The organism is Arthrobacter sp. C152 (assembly GCF_054890965.1).
This window is the reverse complement of record NZ_JBTZSU010000039.1, coordinates 1-15,838: the sequence shown is the minus strand read 5'-3', so window position 1 is coordinate 15,838 and position 15,838 is coordinate 1. Positions and strand designations below refer to the sequence as shown.

At 67.6% G+C, this 15,838-nt stretch carries 12 protein-coding genes; 5 read left to right on the top strand and 7 right to left on the bottom strand.

Annotated elements, in window-relative coordinates; translation table 11 throughout:
• Window positions 1-30: 30 nt before the first annotated feature.
• Entirely contained in the window at window positions 31-810 is a 780-nt protein-coding gene (locus ACYSM9_RS18915) for a trans-aconitate 2-methyltransferase (RefSeq protein WP_461858498.1), read from the bottom strand.
• Between the two features lie 95 nt (window positions 811-905).
• Here ACYSM9_RS18915 and ACYSM9_RS18910 point away from each other — a divergent pair, with 95 nt between their 5' ends.
• From ACYSM9_RS18910 to ACYSM9_RS18900, 3 genes are all read left to right on the top strand, one after another.
• The gene (locus ACYSM9_RS18910) at window positions 906-3,449 is read left to right on the top strand and encodes a DEAD/DEAH box helicase (protein ID WP_461858497.1); all 2,544 of its coding nucleotides are present in this window, start codon (window positions 906-908) and stop codon (window positions 3,447-3,449) included.
• A 25-nt stretch (window positions 3,450-3,474) separates the two neighbouring features.
• Window positions 3,475-3,975: a GNAT family N-acetyltransferase gene (locus tag ACYSM9_RS18905; protein ID WP_461858496.1), complete on the top strand. Its 501-nt coding sequence runs from the start codon at window positions 3,475-3,477 to the stop codon at window positions 3,973-3,975.
• Between the two features lie 64 nt (window positions 3,976-4,039).
• Window positions 4,040-5,314, top strand: coding sequence for an alpha/beta fold hydrolase (locus tag ACYSM9_RS18900; RefSeq protein ID WP_461858514.1), 1,275 nt, complete (start codon window positions 4,040-4,042; stop codon window positions 5,312-5,314).
• Here ACYSM9_RS18900 and ACYSM9_RS18895 read toward each other — a convergent pair.
• The 4 genes from ACYSM9_RS18895 to coaE all read right to left on the bottom strand — a co-directional run bounded on the left by ACYSM9_RS18895 (window position 5,300) and on the right by coaE (window position 11,420).
• A complete protein-coding gene (locus tag ACYSM9_RS18895) occupies window positions 5,300-6,667 on the bottom strand; it encodes an MFS transporter (RefSeq protein WP_461858495.1) in 1,368 nt (455 codons plus the stop codon). The two genes, ACYSM9_RS18900 and ACYSM9_RS18895, sit on opposite strands and share 15 nt — an antisense overlap.
• A 108-nt stretch (window positions 6,668-6,775) precedes the next feature.
• Complete coding sequence (locus ACYSM9_RS18890) at window positions 6,776-7,804, bottom strand: TerC family protein (RefSeq protein WP_461858494.1); 1,029 nt, start codon at window positions 7,802-7,804, stop codon at window positions 6,776-6,778.
• Between the two features lie 205 nt (window positions 7,805-8,009).
• A complete protein-coding gene (gene uvrB / locus ACYSM9_RS18885; protein WP_461858493.1) occupies window positions 8,010-10,124 on the bottom strand; it encodes an excinuclease ABC subunit UvrB in 2,115 nt (704 codons plus the stop codon).
• An 81-nt stretch (window positions 10,125-10,205) separates the two neighbouring features.
• Window positions 10,206-11,420: a dephospho-CoA kinase gene (coaE, locus tag ACYSM9_RS18880; RefSeq protein WP_461858492.1), complete on the bottom strand. Its 1,215-nt coding sequence runs from the start codon at window positions 11,418-11,420 to the stop codon at window positions 10,206-10,208.
• A 52-nt stretch (window positions 11,421-11,472) separates the two neighbouring features.
• Between coaE and ACYSM9_RS18875 the strand changes: the two genes are divergently transcribed.
• Both ACYSM9_RS18875 and ACYSM9_RS18870 read left to right on the top strand, forming a co-directional pair.
• The gene (locus tag ACYSM9_RS18875) at window positions 11,473-12,162 is read left to right on the top strand and encodes an IMPACT family protein (RefSeq protein WP_461858491.1); all 690 of its coding nucleotides are present in this window, start codon (window positions 11,473-11,475) and stop codon (window positions 12,160-12,162) included.
• Window positions 12,146-12,643, top strand: a complete 498-nt coding sequence (locus tag ACYSM9_RS18870; protein ID WP_461858490.1) for a GNAT family N-acetyltransferase — start codon at window positions 12,146-12,148, stop codon at window positions 12,641-12,643. The genes ACYSM9_RS18875 and ACYSM9_RS18870 overlap by 17 nt, the downstream gene beginning before the upstream one ends.
• Before the next feature lie 81 nt (window positions 12,644-12,724).
• On the opposite strand, the gene rpsA is transcribed toward ACYSM9_RS18870, so the two are convergent.
• Together rpsA and ACYSM9_RS18860 are read right to left on the bottom strand one after the other, a co-directional pair.
• Window positions 12,725-14,200 (bottom strand): 30S ribosomal protein S1, encoded by a 1,476-nt coding sequence (gene rpsA, locus ACYSM9_RS18865; RefSeq protein ID WP_331321572.1) that lies wholly within the window; start codon window positions 14,198-14,200, stop codon window positions 12,725-12,727.
• Window positions 14,201-14,416: 216 nt separating this feature from the next.
• Window positions 14,417-15,715: a GNAT family N-acetyltransferase gene (locus tag ACYSM9_RS18860; protein ID WP_461858489.1), complete on the bottom strand. Its 1,299-nt coding sequence runs from the start codon at window positions 15,713-15,715 to the stop codon at window positions 14,417-14,419.
• Window positions 15,716-15,838 lie beyond the last annotated feature (123 nt).

Sequence of the window (15,838 nt, the reverse complement as noted above, 5' to 3'; positions counted from 1 at the left end):
CTGCGTTGGAAAACCCGTTTGGCGGAGCCGTCAGCCCTGTTTTTGGCCCACGGCAAAGATGCGGCGGAAGGGAAATACGGTGCCGTGGTTGCCCGGCGGATAGGCGTCCCGCAGGGCGGCCGCGTACTCGGCTTCAAACACCGCTGCTTCCACGGCGGTCAGGGCGGCCATCACGGGACGCAGCGCGGTGCCGCGGACCCACTCCAGCACGGGGTCCGCGCCTGGCAGGAGCTGCTGGTAGCTGGTTTCCCACGCATCCGCCGTGCAGCCGGCGTCCAGCAGGATGCCGAGGTAGTCGGCGGGCTCCCCCACCGATTCGCCGCCGCGCAGCACTCCTTCCAGTTTGGCGGCCCACCGCTGCGAGGCGGCCAGCTGCCGCATGAGGGCGTGCGAGGGGGCGTTGAAGTTTCCGGGGACCTGCATCGCGAACCAGGCGCCCGGCCTGAGTGCTTCCAGCCACACCCGGATCAGTTCCTGGTGGCCGGGAACCCACTGCAGGGCGGCGTTGCTGACCACAACCTCCGTCCCCGGCGCGGGCATCCAGCCGGCAATATCCCCCTGCTCAAAACGCAGGGACGGGACTGCTGCCGCCAGCTGCGCCGCCTTCGCCAGCATGTCGGCCGAGGAATCCAGGCCCACCACCTGGGCGCCGGGCCAGCGCGCGGCGAGCGTGGCCGTCAGGTTACCCGGCCCGCAGCCCAGGTCGACCACCCGGGCAGGCTGCTCGGCGCGGATCCGTGCCGTGAGGTCGAAGAAGGGCCGGTCCCGGTAGTCGCCGAACTGGACGTACTTGGCTGGGTCCCATTCCATCTGCTTCTCCACACTCCGGCGCGATTTGATGTACTGCCGTAGCCTAACCCGGCCGGGCAGGAACGCCCGGCACCGGGGCACTAAGCTGGAAACCAATGAAACTCGTTGACCAGCTGACTGATCTGCCCGCCCGGAGCCTTGCCGCCGCCGTCGACCCTGACGACCTCTACACCCGGTTCCTGGAGTGGACGGAAAGCCGGGGACTCACCCTGTATCCGGCCCAGGACGAGGCCATCATGGAACTGGCAACGGGCGCGAACGTCATCCTTGCCACCCCCACCGGGTCGGGCAAATCGCTGGTGGCCATCGCCGCGCACTTCCAGGCCATGGCCCGGGGCCAGCGCAGCTACTACACCGCCCCGATCAAGGCCCTGGTCTCCGAAAAATTCTTCGCCCTGTGCGACATCTTCGGCGCGGAGAACGTCGGCATGATCACGGGTGATTCCGGCGTCAACCAGGACGCCCCCATCATCTGCTGCACCGCCGAGATCCTGGCGAACACCGCCCTGCGTGAAGGGGCCGCGGCGGAGCTTGGCGCGGTCATCATGGACGAGTTCCACTTCTACTCCGATCCGCAGCGCGGCTGGGCGTGGCAGGTTCCGCTGCTGGAGCTTCCGCAGGCGCAGTTCCTGCTGATGTCCGCCACCCTGGGCGACGTGACGCGGTTCGAAGAGGGGCTCACCTCGCTCACCGGCCGCCCCACCACCACGGTCAGTTCCGCCGAGCGGCCCATCCCGCTGCATTACTACTACCACCAGACTCCGGTGCACGAGACGCTGGAGGAGCTGTTGTCCACGCGGCAGGTTCCCGTCTACGTGGTGCACTTCAGCCAGATCGAAGCGATCGACCGGGCGCAGAACCTGATGAGCATCAACATGTGCACCCGGGAGGAGAAGGACAAGATTGCCGAGCTGATCGCGAACTTCCGGTTCGCCGCCGGCTTCGGCAAGACACTCAACCGGCTGGTGCGCCACGGCATCGGTGTCCACCACGCCGGCATGCTGCCCAAGTACCGCCGGCTCGTGGAGCAGTTGGCGCAGGCGGGGCTGCTGAAGGTCATTTGCGGCACGGACACGCTGGGCGTGGGCATCAACGTGCCCATCCGGACGGTGCTGCTCACCGCGTTGAGCAAGTACGACGGCGTCCGCACCCGGCTGCTGAACTCCAGGGAGTTCCACCAGATCGCGGGCCGGGCCGGGCGGGCCGGCTACGACACCGCCGGGACGGTGGTGGTGCAGGCGCCCGAGCACGTGATCGAGAACGTCAAGGCGATGGCCAAGGCCACCGCCAAGTTCGGCGACGACCAGAAGAAACTGCGCCAGGTGGTCAAGAAGAAGCCGCCGGAAGGTTTCGTGTCCTGGGGCGAGCCGACCTTCAAGCGGCTGGTGGAATCGGTGCCGGACCCGCTGACCTCCAGCTTCACCGTGACCCACGCGATGCTGATGAACCTGATGGAGCGCCCGGGCGACCCGTTCGCCGCCACCCGCCGGCTGCTGACGGAAAACCACGAGCCGCGTCCTTCCCAGCTGCGGCTGATGAAGAAAGCACTGGGCATCTACCGGGAACTGCTGGCCGCCGAAGTCATTGAACGGATCCCGGCCGCCGAGCAGGGGGCCGACGGCCGCACTGTCCGGCTGACTGTCCACCTGCAGCCGAACTTCGCCCTGAACCAGCCGCTCTCCCCCTTCGCACTTGCCGCACTGGAGCTCCTGGACCCGGAGTCGCCGTCGTACGCCCTGGACGTGGTGTCCGTCATTGAGGCGACGCTCGAGAAACCGCGGCAAATCCTCTCCGCCCAGCAGAAGAAGGCGCGCGGCGAAGCCGTGGCGGCGATGAAAGCCGACGGGATCGACTACGACCAGCGGATGGCCATGCTGGAGGAGGTCACTTATCCGCAGCCGCTCGCGGAGATACTGGGTGAGGCGTTCGAGGTATACCGGAAGGCGGCCCCGTGGGTGGGCGACTTCGAGCTGGCGCCCAAGTCGGTGGTCCGCGACATGTACGAACGGGCCATGAACTTTGGCGAGTTCGTCCAGTTCTACAGCCTGGCGCGCTCGGAAGGGATCGTGCTGCGGTACCTCGCGGACGCCTTCAAGGCGCTGCGGCAGACCGTACCGCAGGACATGCTGCGGGAAGACCTCGCGGACCTCACGGCCTGGCTCGGGGAACTGGTGCGCCAGGTGGATTCCAGCCTCCTGGACGAGTGGGAGGAACTGGCGTCCGGCGCGGCGCCCACCCCCCACGACGCGCCCCCGCCTCCCCCGCCGTCGCTCACGTCGAACATCCGCGCGTTCCGGGTGATGGTGCGCAACGAGATGTTCCGCCGCGTGGAGCTGTTCGCGGACGAGGACGCCGCCGCTTTGGGCGCGCTCGACGGCGGCTCGGGCTGGGATGCCGACCGGTGGGAAGATGCGCTGGACGACTACTTCGACGAGCATGACGACATCGGGACGGGACCGGACGCCCGCGGCCCGGGGCTGCTCATCATCACCGAGGAACGCGGCACGTGGAAGGTCCGGCAGATCTTCGACGACCCGGCGGGAAACCACGACTGGGGCATTTCGGCGGAGGTGGACCTGGCCGAATCGGACGCCACAGGAACCGCCGTGGTGCGGGTGACGGAGGTAAACCGGCTCTGACGCGGGCCGGCGGTAAGCTCGGACAATGAGTGTAATCCGCCCCGCAACCCGGCAGGACGTTCCCGCCATCCTCCGGATGATCCACGAGCTGGCCCGCTACGAAAAGGAACCCGACGCCGTCCGGAATACCCCGGACATGCTCGAACAGGCGCTGTTCGGCGACAACCCCCGTGTGTTCGCGGCCATGGCCGAAAACAGCGCGGGCGACGTGCAGGGCTTCGCGTTGTGGTTCCTGAACTACTCCACCTGGGAGGGCGTGCATGGCATCTACCTGGAGGACCTTTACGTTAGCCCGGAGGCCCGCGGCGAGGGGCACGGAAAGGCGCTGCTGCAGCACCTCGCAGGAATCGCCGTGGCCAACGGCTACGCGCGCGTGGAGTGGAGTGTCCTGGACTGGAACGAGCCGTCCATCAACTTCTACCGCCGCCTCGGCGCCCGCCCCATGGATGGGTGGTCAACCTTCCGGCTGACCGGCGAAGCCCTGGCACAGTTCGGCGGTCCCCTGCGCGCAGCTGCCCGTGGCTAGGGCCGCATTGCCCGCCCCCGCCGCGGCGGGGCACGAGGTCAGGGCCCGGCACGAGTTCCGCGGCATGCGGACGGTGGAACACTTCTTCACGGTCCCGCTGGACCATTCGGCTCCCCGGGACGGCGCCGCAGAAACCATCACCGTGTTCGCGCGCGAGTACGTGTCCGCGAACCACAGCGAGGACGCAGCGGCGCGGCTGCCCTGGCTCCTGTACCTGCAGGGCGGCCCGGGTGGCCGGGGCAACCGGTGGGGTTCCCTGGGCGGCTGGAGCAAGGCCGCGGCGCAGGACTTCCGCATCCTGATGCTTGACCAGCGCGGCACCGGCCTGTCCACGCCGCTTGACCGCCACACCCTCCCGCGCCGGGGAACCCCGGCCGAACAGGCCGCCTACCTGGAGCATTTCCGGGCGGACTCGATCGTCGCCGACGCCGAACTGATCCGTGCGGCGCTCGGGTCCCCGCCCTGGACCGTCTACGGCCAGAGCTACGGGGGCTTCTGCGCGCTGACCTACCTTTCCTTCGCGCCCGAGGGCATCCGGGAAGCGCTGATCACCGGCGGCCTGGCACCGCTCACCGGCAGCGCCGACCGGGTGTACCGGGCCACCTTCCAGCGCGTGGCCGCCCGGAACGCCGAATATTTCGGCTGGTATCCCGAGGACCGGAAAACCGTTGAACGGATCGCGGCACACTTGCGGTCCACCGCCGAGGTCCTGCCGGACGGCTCACCCCTGACCGTGGAGCGGTTCCAGATGGTGGGGGCCTTCCTGGGCGGCAACACCCGGGTGGACAGCCTCCACTACCTGCTGGAAGATGCCTTCGTGGAGACCGCGGCCGGCCCGCGGCTCTCGGACTCCTTCCTGGAGCAGGTGCAGGGCGTGGTTTCACGGCGTTCCAACCCGCTGTACGCGCTGATGCATGAATCCATTTATGGCCAGGGTCCCGCCACGGACTGGTCCGCCTGGCGCGTGCTGCAGGAATTTCCGCAGTTCCGGCCGGACGCCGATCCGGTGCTGCTCACCGGGGAAATGGTCTACCCGTGGTATTTCGAGCAGGACCCTGCACTGCGGCCGCTGCGCGAAACGGCGGAACTGCTGGCTGCGAAGGACGACTGGACGCCGCTGTATGACCCGGAGCGGCTGGCCGTGAACCGGGTTCCGGTGGCCGCGGCGGTCTACTCGGATGACATTTACGTTGACCGCGGCCTTTCGCTGGAGACGGCGTCGGCGGTGCAGGGCCTCCAGGTCTGGGAGACCTCCGATTTCCACCATGACGGGATCGCCGACGACGGTGAGCGGATCTTCTCCCGCCTGCTGGGGATGGCCAGGTCAGGCAGCCGCTGACTGGCGGCGCGACATGCGGGTGAGGAACGCCGCGGCCAGCACGGCGGCGCCGATGGCCGCGCCGAGCAGGTTCAGGCCCAGGTAGCCGATCCAGCCCAGGACGAGCCCGGAAACTGCGCCGCCCACGGCCCCGGCCGCGCCCATCAGCATGTCGGACACGCCCTGGACGGCCACCCGGACTTCCTGGCCCACGCTGTCGGCGAGCAGGGTGGATCCGGAGATGGTGGCAGCGGACCAGCCCATTCCCAGCAGCACCAGGCCTGCGGCCACCGCCGGTGTTGAGCCCTGCCCGAACCCGGCGACCGCCGCCGCGGTGACCAGCAGGGCGAACCCGATCATGATCGTCTCGATCCTGCCGGCCTTGTCAGTCAGCCAGCCCATGGCCGGGGACAGGGCGAACATCCCCGCGATATGCAGCGAGATCGTGAACCCGATGATCACCAGGACGTCGCCCGCGGCGGCGTGGCCGGCATGGGACGCTCCCGTGCCTTCCACCAGGTGCTGCAGGTGCAGGGGCGTCATGGACATCACCCCGACCATGACGGCATGGGCTGCGACCACGGCCGTTACGGCCAGCACTGCTGCCCGCGACTCCCCGATGGCGTGCAGGCCGCGGAGCAGCGACCCCGCGGTCCGCGGTTCCGGGCCGGGTTTCGGGGCCGGCTGCGGGGAAAGTCCTGTGCCTGCCTCCCGGCCGTCCGGCGAGGCGTCCCTGGCCGCGAGTTCACGCGCCAGCAGGAGCGGGTCCGGGCGGAGTCCTGCAAAAAGGAGCACTGTGGCCAGCACAAGTCCGGCCGCGGCGATCACGAAGGGACCGGCCACCGGGGGCAGTCCCAGGGCTGTACCGACGGCGGCACCGGGCTGGATGAGGTTGGGTCCCGCCACGGCCCCGACCGTCATCGCCCAGACGACGGCGGAGAGCGCACGGCCGCGGTGCTCAGGTGCAGCGAGGTCGACGGCGGCAAAGCGCGCCTGCAGGCTGGCGGCGGTGCCGATGCCGATGCCCGCGGCGCCCAGGAGCAGCAGGATGAAAAATCCGGAGACCACGGCGAGGACCATGAGCACGGCCCCGGCGAGGGCGGCGGCGAGCCCGGCCACCTGGCCGGTCCGGCGGCCGCGCCGGTCGGCAAGTGCGGCCAGCGGCAACGCGGCGGCGGCAGCCCCGAGCGTCATCACCGTGGCGACGGCACCCGCCCACGCCGTCGAGCCCGACAGCTCCACGGCAAGGATGGACCCGATGGAGACGGTGGCCCCCGTGCCGATCCCGCCCAGCACCTGGGCCGCGCCCAGGAGCACCACGGTACGCCGCTGCACCTGGCGCACGCCCTGATCCTTCGCAAGTGTGCGGGCCATGGTCCGAGCCTAGTCCCCTCCGTTCACCACCAGAAGGGGGTTTAACCAGGAGATCCCGGCCGCGCGGGCGGCCGGGATCACTCTGGTTGGAAAAAGGCGCCGACGACGTTATTCGACTTCGCTGTGGCTCTTCCGGGCGTCTTCCTCAAGCCGGGGATCGATCTTCGCGGCCTGGGCCTTGGAGCTGACCAGGCTGGCGATCACGGCGATGATGATGGTGCCGACGATGACTGCCAGGGACACGAAGGTGGGGATCTCGGGGGCCCATTCGATGTGCTTGCCGCCGTTGATGAACGGTAGTTCGTTGACGTGCATGGCGTGCAGGACGAGCTTGACGCCGATGAACGCGAGGATGAACGACAGTGCGTGCTTCAGGTAGATGAGGCGGTTCATCAGTCCACCCAGCAGGAAGTACAGCTGGCGAAGGCCCATGAGGGCGAACAGGTTGGCGGTGAAGACGATGAACGGGCTCTGGGTCAGGCCGAAGATCGCGGGGATCGAGTCCACGGCGAAGAGCAGGTCGGTGAGGCCGATGGTGATGAAGACGATCACCATGGGGGTGAAAACCTTCTTGCCGTTCACGCTGGTGCGCAGCTTTCCGCCGTCGAACTTCTCCGACATGGGGATGACCTTGCGGATCCTGGCGATCAGCGGGTTCTCGCGGTCCTCTTCCTCCTCGCCCTCGTCCTGGGCCTGCTTCCAGGCAGTCCACAGCAGGAAGGCACCGAAGATGTAGAACACCCAGCTGAACTGTTCAATGACCATGGCGCCGAGCAGGATGAAGATGCCGCGCAGGACCAGCGCGATGATGATGCCCACCATCAGTACTTCCTGCTGGTATTTCCGCGGCACGGAGAACCTGGCCATGATGATGATGAACACGAACAGGTTGTCGATGCTGAGGCTGTATTCGGTGACCCAGCCTGCCACGAACTGGCCGCCGAACTCGGGGCCGGTGAAGGCGAACATGGCGCCGGCGAACACGAGGGCCAGGGAAACGTAGAACGCCACCCACAGGCCTGCTTCCTTCATGGAGGGTTCGTGCGGGCGGCGGACCACGAGGAGGAGGTCGGTCAGGAGGATCAGGCCCAGGACGACAAACGAGCCGACCTCAAACCATACGGGTAAATCGAGCACAGAGCAGCCTTTCGCAGGGTACACAGAAGCGGTGTAAGTCTCTCCGGCCCGCCTGTGCACTTGGTGCTGATGTGGCGGACCCGCTACGCCCGGCCGGGCAACTGTGCCCTGCGTGTTGACGATCGTAGCGCTCGGGATACTCCCCTACGTGCCATTAACTGTACCCCAGGCGCCGGCCGCTCCGCGCCCAGGGGTGTGCTGTCACCTAGGCGTGGCCCGCCGCCTGCATCTGGCGCAGTTCCTTCTTCAGTTCGCCGACTTCGTCGCGGATGCGCGCCGCCACCTCGAACTGAAGCTCGGCCGCCGCCCCGTGCATTTGTTCGGTGAGCTGTTCGATCAGTCCCACCAGGTCCTCGGCCGGCGCGGCTGCCAGCCCGTCGGAACGGACGTGCGCCGCGCCCTTCTTCGCCCCGGGCTTTGTTGCCCCCGTGATGCCGCGCTTGCCCTTGCCGTAATCGAAGCTGCCCAGCAGCGCCTCGGTATCGGCGTCTTCCTTGGCCAACTGGTCCGTGATGTCGGCGATCTTCTTCCGCAGCGGTTGGGGATCGACGCCATGTTCCTTGTTGTACGCCACCTGGATGGCGCGGCGCCGGTTGGTCTCGTCAATGGCGTTGGCCATGGACTCGGTGATCCGGTCCGCGTACATGTGCACCTGGCCGGAGACGTTGCGGGCGGCACGTCCGATGGTCTGGATCAGCGAGGTGGAGGAGCGCAGGAAGCCTTCCTTGTCCGCATCGAGGATGCTGACCAGGGACACTTCGGGAAGGTCAAGTCCCTCACGGAGGAGGTTGATGCCCACCAGGACGTCGAAGGAACCCAGCCGCAGCTCGCGCAGCAGTTCCACGCGGCGCAGGGTATCGACGTCCGAGTGCAGGTATTCCACCTTGACGCCGTGGCCCAGCAGGTAGTCTGTGAGGTCTTCCGCCATGCGCTTGGTCAGCGTGGTCACCAGGACGCGTTCGTCCTTCTCCACCCGGGTCTTGATCTCGCCGAGGAGGTCGTCGATCTGGCCCTTTGTCGGCTTGACCACTACCTCGGGATCCACCAGGCCGGTGGGACGGATGATCTGCTGGACGAATCCGTCCGCCTTGCCGAGCTCGTACTTGCCGGGGGTGGCCGAGAGGTAGACGGTCTGGCCTACCCGCTCGAGGAACTCGTCCCATTTCAGCGGCCGGTTGTCCATGGCCGACGGCAACCGGAAGCCGAAGTCCACCAGGTTCCGTTTGCGGGACATGTCGCCTTCGTACATGGCGCCGATCTGCGGAATGGTCACGTGGGACTCGTCCACCACCAACAGGAAATCGTCCGGGAAGTAGTCCAGGAGGCAGTGGGGAGCGGTTCCAGGCCCGCGCCCGTCAATGTGCGCGGAGTAGTTCTCGATGCCGTTGCAGAACCCCATCTGCTGCATCATCTCGAGATCATAGGTGGTGCGCATCCGCAGCCGTTGGGCTTCGACGAGCTTGTTCTGGCTTTCCAGCACGTTCAGCCGGTCTGCCAGTTCATCCTCGATCCGCTTGATGGCCCGCGCCATCCGCTCCGGCCCGGCCACGTAGTGGGATGCGGGGAAGACGTACATTTCCTCCTCGTCGCGGATGACCTCGCCAGTGAGGGGATGCAGGGTGTGGATGTTCTCGATTTCGTCGCCGAAGAACTCGATCCGGATGGCCAGTTCCTCGTACATCGGAATGATTTCCACGGTGTCGCCGCGGACGCGGAACGTGCCCCGGTGGAAGTCGACGTCGTTGCGGGCGTACTGCATGGACACAAATTTGCGCAGGAGGTCGTCCCGGTTCATCTCGGCGCCCCGCCGCAGGGTGACCATGCCGGAGATGTATTCCTCCGGGGTTCCCAGGCCATAGATGCAGGACACGGTGGCCACCACGATCACGTCGCGGCGGGTCAGCAGCGCGTTGGTGGCGGAGTGGCGGAGCCGTTCAACTTCCTCATTGATGGACGAATCCTTCTCGATGAAAGTATCCGTCTGCGCCACATAGGCTTCGGGCTGGTAGTAGTCGTAATAGGAAACGAAATACTCCACCGCGTTGTTGGGCAGCAATTCGCGGAACTCATTGGCCAGCTGGGCCGCAAGGGTCTTGTTCTGGACCATCACCAGGGTGGGGCGCTGCACCTGCTCGATGAGCCACGCGGTGGTGGCGCTCTTTCCGGTACCGGTGGCACCGAGCAGCACCACGTCCTTCTCGCCGTTGTTGATGCGCTCCGTCAGTTCCGCGATGGCGGCCGGCTGGTCTCCCGCGGGTTTGAACTCACTGATGACTTCGAAGGGCGCTACAACACGGTTGATCTCCTGCGCAAGGCTCATGAAACTAATTTACCGCCGCGCACTGACACTGGGTGGCCGCGTCCGTTACAGGCGAACAGCCACAGGGGCGGCCCGCTGGTTTCAGGACGCGTACGACGGCGGGACCCACCCGGTTGCCTCGGCCCAGCCGGTCATCCGCGGCCAGGCGACGTCCGTGAACCAGGGTTCCTTCGCCTCGGCATAGCCCCTGGTGGTGCCTTGGTCCGCGAAGCGTCCGGCGAGGTCGGATTTGTGGGCTTCGTACAGACGCACCGCGGAGGGATCGTCGCGCAGCCAGTCACGGAACATGAGGGCGTAGCGCCAGCCGGCTGAGCCTGCGGCCCGGACGTGCACGTTGACGGCACGGCACGGATCGGCGTTGGCGTGGAACCGCTTCAGCCACAGGGAGGGACCGGGCGCGCCGGGTTTCGGGGTGTCCGATTCCACCCCCCGGACCGCCGGAAAGCCGGCAGCGGCGAGGAGCGGCGCCAGTTTCTCCGCTGCCTCAAGGTCCTGCACCGCCACCTGCAGGTCGATGACGTCCTTCGAGGCCAGGCCCGGTACCGCCGTGGACCCGATATGGTCCACGCCGAGGATCAGGTCCGGTGCGGCCGCCACCAGCCGGGCCGCGATCCTGGCCGCCTGCTGCGCCCAGTCCTGCCGGTGCGGCTCCAGGACCGGACCCCCGTCCCGTGGAGCGCGCGCGCCGGCGGCCAGGTTGCGGGCGAACGGCACCAGCCGGCCGTCCCAGAGCCGGTCCACCTGGTCCAGCAGGTGCTGCACAGTGCCGGAGTTGTCCAGGACGACGTCGGCGGCGGCCAGCCGCACGTCGCGCGGGGCCTGGGCGGCCATCCGCGACCGGGCCGCCTCGGCTGTCATGCCTCGCAGTTCCTGCATGCGCTGCACCCGCACATCGTCCGGGGCGTCCACCACGACCACCAGGTGGAAGACGGCGCCCTGGCCTGTCTCCACCAGGAGGGGGATGTCCTGGACCACCACGGCGCCGTCGGGTGCCGCCGCCGTGATGGCCGCAGCCCGTGCCCGCACCAGCGGGTGGACGATCGCGTTCAGCACCGTGAGGCGTTCCGGGTGCCCGAACACCGCCTCGCCGAGCCTTGCCCGGTCAAGCCGCCCGCCGCCGTCGAGCATGCCGGGCCCGAACTCCGCAACGATACGTTCCAGGCCTTCCGTGCCGGGCTCCACCACTTCGCGGGCCAGCGCATCGGCGTCCACCAGGACCGCGCCGTGTTCCCGCAGCCGCGCGGCCACCACTGACTTCCCGGACGCAATGCCGCCCGTCAACCCGATCTTCAGCATGCACCCACCCTACCCACCGCCCCGCACCGGCTCCGCTACTAGACTGGGCCGGGTGCATGAACAGGAGAGCAGGGCCACGGCCTACACCACACTGGCGTCCGGTCCGGATTTCCGGCACGAACTCGAGATCAAGCGCTCCAGGTTCATTACCGTGCTGCGCCGCGCTGCCACCGAGGACGACGCGCGGGACCTGGTGGCGGGGCTCCGCCGGGAGTTCCACGACGCCCGGCACCACTGCTCGGCGTTCATCATCGGCCCGGACCGTCACATCCAGCGCTCCAGTGACGACGGCGAACCCTCAGGGACCGCCGGAATCCCCATGCTGGAGGCCCTCGCCAAACGGGAAACGATGCCCGGGGTGGCCGACCTCAGCGACGTGGCCGCCGTCGTCGTGCGCTACTTTGGCGGCGTCCTGCTGGGCGCCGGCGGCCTGGTGCGGGCGTATTCCGAGTCCGTGTCCGCCGCGCTGTCGCTGGCGCCGCTGGTGCGCCGCAGCAGGCTCCGCGTCTGCGCCGTGGAGGTGCCGCACGCCGGCGCGGGACGGCTGGAAAACGATTTGAGGGCGGCCGGTTTCACCATGGCCACCACAACCTACGGTGCCCGGGGAACGGTCCTGCGGGTCGCCGTCGCCGACGAGGCCGGCGCCATGGCGGCTGCCGCGGAACAGGTCCAGGTCCTCACCGCCGGCGGCGCCGAACTCACTCCCGAAGGAACGGAATGGATTGATGAGCCCTTCTCCTGAGGTGTCCCTGGCGGACGTTGACTACGCCATGGCGGAGCGGTTGCTTGACCTGGCAAGGCGCGACGCCTCCCCGGATGAGGTGGCGCCCCCACTGGGCGGCCCGGGCTGGAACCTGGAGCGGACCGCATGGTTCTTCAGCTACCACCGGGCCGCGGCCGAGGGATTGGACGGCCCGGCCGCGGAGAAATCATGGGCCGTCTTCAGCAACGGCGACGTGGCCGGGTCCGTGCGGCTCAAGCGGGAAGCGGCGGACGTCCGATCAGCAGAGACCGGCATCTGGCTTGGCAGGAGCTTCCGCTCCCGCGGCATCGGCGGCGCCGCACTGCACCTGGTCCTGGCCGAAGCCCGGCGGGCGGGCCTGCGGCGCGTCACGACCCGGACCCTGGCCGGAAACCTCAGCGCCCAGCGGCTGCTCGCGGCGGCCGGGGCGGCACTGACGCACGACGACGACGGAACAGTCCTCGCCGTCGTCGACCTTTAGTCGTACCGCTTTATAGGCAAAAGACCCCCTGCCGGTGTGGCAGGGGGTCTTTTGTGGCCCGGTTACCCGGGCCGGCGGCAATTAGTTGCCGGTCAGCTTCTCGCGCAGGGCAGCAAGAGCCTCGTCCGAAGCCAGGGTGCCGGCACCGGAATCGGTGGCAGCAGGCTCGGAGGAGTAGCTGGTGGCGCCGGAGTCGCCGTCACCGGACGTTGCTGCGGCAGCGTCGTCGGCAGCGTGCTGGGCAACCTGCTTCTTGTGTGCTTCCCAACGGGCCTGGGCGTCAGCGTACTGCTGCTCCCATGCGGCGCGCTGTGCTTCGTAGCCCTCGAGCCATTCGTTGGACTCGGGGTCGAAGCCCTCGGGGTACTTGTAGTTGCCCTCTTCGTCGTACTCTGCGGCCATGCCGTACAGTGCGGGATCGAATTCGGTGCTGTCGGCGTCGACGCCCTCGTTGGCCTGCTTGAGGGACAGCGAGATGCGGCGGCGTTCGAGGTCGATGTCGATGACCTTGACGAACAGTTCGTCGCCAACGGACACAACCTGCTCGGCCAGTTCGACGTGGCGCACGGCGAGCTCGGAGATGTGGACCAGGCCTTCGATGCCGTCTTCGACGCGGACGAACGCACCGAACGGAACGAGCTTGGTGACCTTACCCGGAACAACCTGGCCGAGGGCGTGGGTGCGGGCGAAGGTCTGCCACGGGTCTTCCTGCGTAGCCTTGAGGGACAGGGAGACACGCTCGCGGTCCAGGTCCACTTCGAGGACCTCGACGGTGACTTCCTGGCCAACCTCGACAACCTCGGACGGGTGGTCGATGTGCTTCCAGGACAGCTCGGAAACGTGCACCAGGCCGTCTACGCCGCCCAGGTCCACGAAGGCACCGAAGTTGACGATGGAGGAAACGACACCGGGACGGACCTGGCCCTTTTCCAGCTTGTTGAGGAAGGTGGAGCGGACCTCGGACTGGGTCTGCTCGAGCCATGCACGGCGGGACAGGACCACGTTGTTGCGGTTCTTGTCCAGTTCGATGATCTTGGCTTCGATCTGCTGGCCGATGTACGGAGCCAGGTCGCGCACGCGGCGCATCTCGACCAGGGATGCGGGCAGGAAGCCGCGCAGGCCGATGTCGAGGATAAGACCACCCTTGACGACCTCGATGACGGTACCGGTGACGACACCGTCTTCTTCCTTGACCTTCTCGATGTCGCCCCAGGCACGCTCGTACTGAGCGCGCTTCTTGGAGAGGATCAGGCGGCCTTCTTTGTCTTCCTTGGTGAGCACCAGGGCTTCGACCTGATCGCCGACGGAGACGACGTCTCCGGGGTCAACGTCGTGCTTGATGGAAAGCTCGCGGGAGGGGATGACACCTTCGGTCTTGTAACCGATGTCGAGCAGGACTTCATCGCGGTCGACCTTGACGACGGTACCTTCGACGAGGTCTCCGTCGTTGAAGTACTTGATGGTCGCGTCGACTGCTGCGAGGAAGTCCTCAGCGGTACCGATGTCGTTAATGGCGACTACGGGGGTACCGGGCTTCTCGGTGGAGGTGATGGTCATGTAGTAGGGGCTCCGTTGTGGATAGTTAGTCGGTCAGGCAAACCGGCGCGCCCGCGTCATGGAACGCAGGCGCGACTCTCGGCGAATCCGACGGATTCCCCGGGTCATCCTGATTTTGTGGATTGTTTTGTACTGCAGCGGCGTGCACGTGGTACACGCCCGCTTATTCTAGTCGCCACCGGCAACACGGGTCAAAAGCGGCGGCGGGCCGTTCCCCTAGAAATGGGTGAGGCAGTGCGTGGCCCGCTCCACGGCGAACACCTGGCGGGCTTTCAGGGCAGCCCCCAGCCCTGCTTCCGTGATGGCGCCGGCTGCCTGCAGCGTGACGGGACAGACGCCGCCCACGTAAATGGAGGACAGCGCGGAAACGTCCAGCTCCAGGTCTGCGGCGGTTCCGTCAGCGAGGCGTTCGACGGCGGGCCGGCCGCCGTCGACGTCCAGGCCGAACGTTCCCGCCGCCAGGCCGAGCGGGTCCCGGACCGTGAGGACCAGCCGCCCGTCGGCCGGGTAGTGCCGGGCGGCCAGCGCCGCGGGAACGTCGAGGATCCGCAGCCACAGCATGTCCCGGCTGTCCGAGGCGTCGATGCAGCGCGCGTCCGACAACGCCCACCCCAGCGGGTCATCCACCGGCGCCTCATTCCAGGAAACGCGCTCCACGAGGTCGATCGCGGCCAGGTACTGCCAGAGCTCCAGGTACGCGTGGTCCGTGGCGGCCACCAGGTCCACCACTTCCACGGTGTAGGGCTCGGTGTCCCAGCCGAGGAACTTGTAGGAGACATAACCGTCGATCACGCCGTCCGGTCCGTAGTGCAGCGCCACCTTGATGGCCGGATCCTCCTTGCCGTCGCGGCCCAGGGATCCCGATGCCAGCTGCCGGTACCATTCCTGCCGGTCGATGGAGCCGGGTGTGTGGCGGTGCACGCGTGCGAAGACGGCGGGGGCCACCTCGAGCAGCACTTTGGGGTCAGCGACCTCGACGCTTCCCGTGGCCTGGTGCCGGAGGCTGAAGCGGGCCGTGGTGTCCACCTTGATGGAGCGTTCGAGGCTGGCCACGCCATAGCCGAAGCGCCCGTAGATGGTGCCTTCGGACGCGGTCAGCGCTGCCACGGCGATACCGTCGTCCTTGGCCAGCTGCAGGTCTTCGGTCATCATCCGGCGGAGCAGGCCGCGCCTGCGGTGCGACGTGCGGACTGTTACCGCGGTGACCAGCTGCGCCTCGAGCATCCGGCCGAAGCCGATGTTGAGGCTTTTGCGCATGGTGCCGAACGTGGCCACCGGCACGTCGGCGGGCAGGGAGGACGGCGCTACCGGACCCGTCTGGTAGGCGCCGGTGAAGATCCGGCCGTCCGCTTCATAGGTGGCAAGGGACCGCTCCACGTGGTCGGGAGTGCGGGTGGCTTCGTGGAAGCCGAAGCCTACGGCCCGGGCCCACGTTTCGGCCTCCGCGTACCCGTCCTTGCCTTTGGACACGGCGGCAAAGCGCCGGATTTCGTAGTTTGCGCTCAGGTCACCCATTTGTCCGAGCCTAGTAACGAATCCGGCGCCTGACCAGCAACGACGCCCTCCAAGGTTGGCGTGGACGGCCGGCCTAGGAGACTGCTGAACTAAGTGCTTCGTGGGGCTGGTCCCGGGCGTTCA

Excerpts from the sequence above, each read along its gene's own strand:
- ACYSM9_RS18915 (WP_461858498.1), bottom strand. The coding sequence starts at position 810 with ATGGAATGGGACCCAGCCAAGTACGTCCAGTTCGGCGACTACCGGGAC.
- ACYSM9_RS18910 (WP_461858497.1), top strand. The coding sequence starts at position 906 with ATGAAACTCGTTGACCAGCTGACTGATCTGCCCGCCCGGAGCCTTGCC.
- ACYSM9_RS18905 (WP_461858496.1), top strand. The coding sequence starts at position 3,475 with ATGAGTGTAATCCGCCCCGCAACCCGGCAGGACGTTCCCGCCATCCTC.
- ACYSM9_RS18900 (WP_461858514.1), top strand. The coding sequence starts at position 4,040 with ATGCGGACGGTGGAACACTTCTTCACGGTCCCGCTGGACCATTCGGCT.
- ACYSM9_RS18895 (WP_461858495.1), bottom strand. The coding sequence starts at position 6,667 with ATGGCCCGCACACTTGCGAAGGATCAGGGCGTGCGCCAGGTGCAGCGG.
- uvrB (WP_461858493.1), bottom strand. The coding sequence starts at position 10,124 with ATGAGCCTTGCGCAGGAGATCAACCGTGTTGTAGCGCCCTTCGAAGTC.
- coaE (WP_461858492.1), bottom strand. The coding sequence starts at position 11,420 with ATGCTGAAGATCGGGTTGACGGGCGGCATTGCGTCCGGGAAGTCAGTG.
- ACYSM9_RS18870 (WP_461858490.1), top strand. The coding sequence starts at position 12,146 with ATGAGCCCTTCTCCTGAGGTGTCCCTGGCGGACGTTGACTACGCCATG.
- rpsA (WP_331321572.1), bottom strand. The coding sequence starts at position 14,200 with ATGACCATCACCTCCACCGAGAAGCCCGGTACCCCCGTAGTCGCCATT.
- ACYSM9_RS18860 (WP_461858489.1), bottom strand. The coding sequence starts at position 15,715 with ATGGGTGACCTGAGCGCAAACTACGAAATCCGGCGCTTTGCCGCCGTG.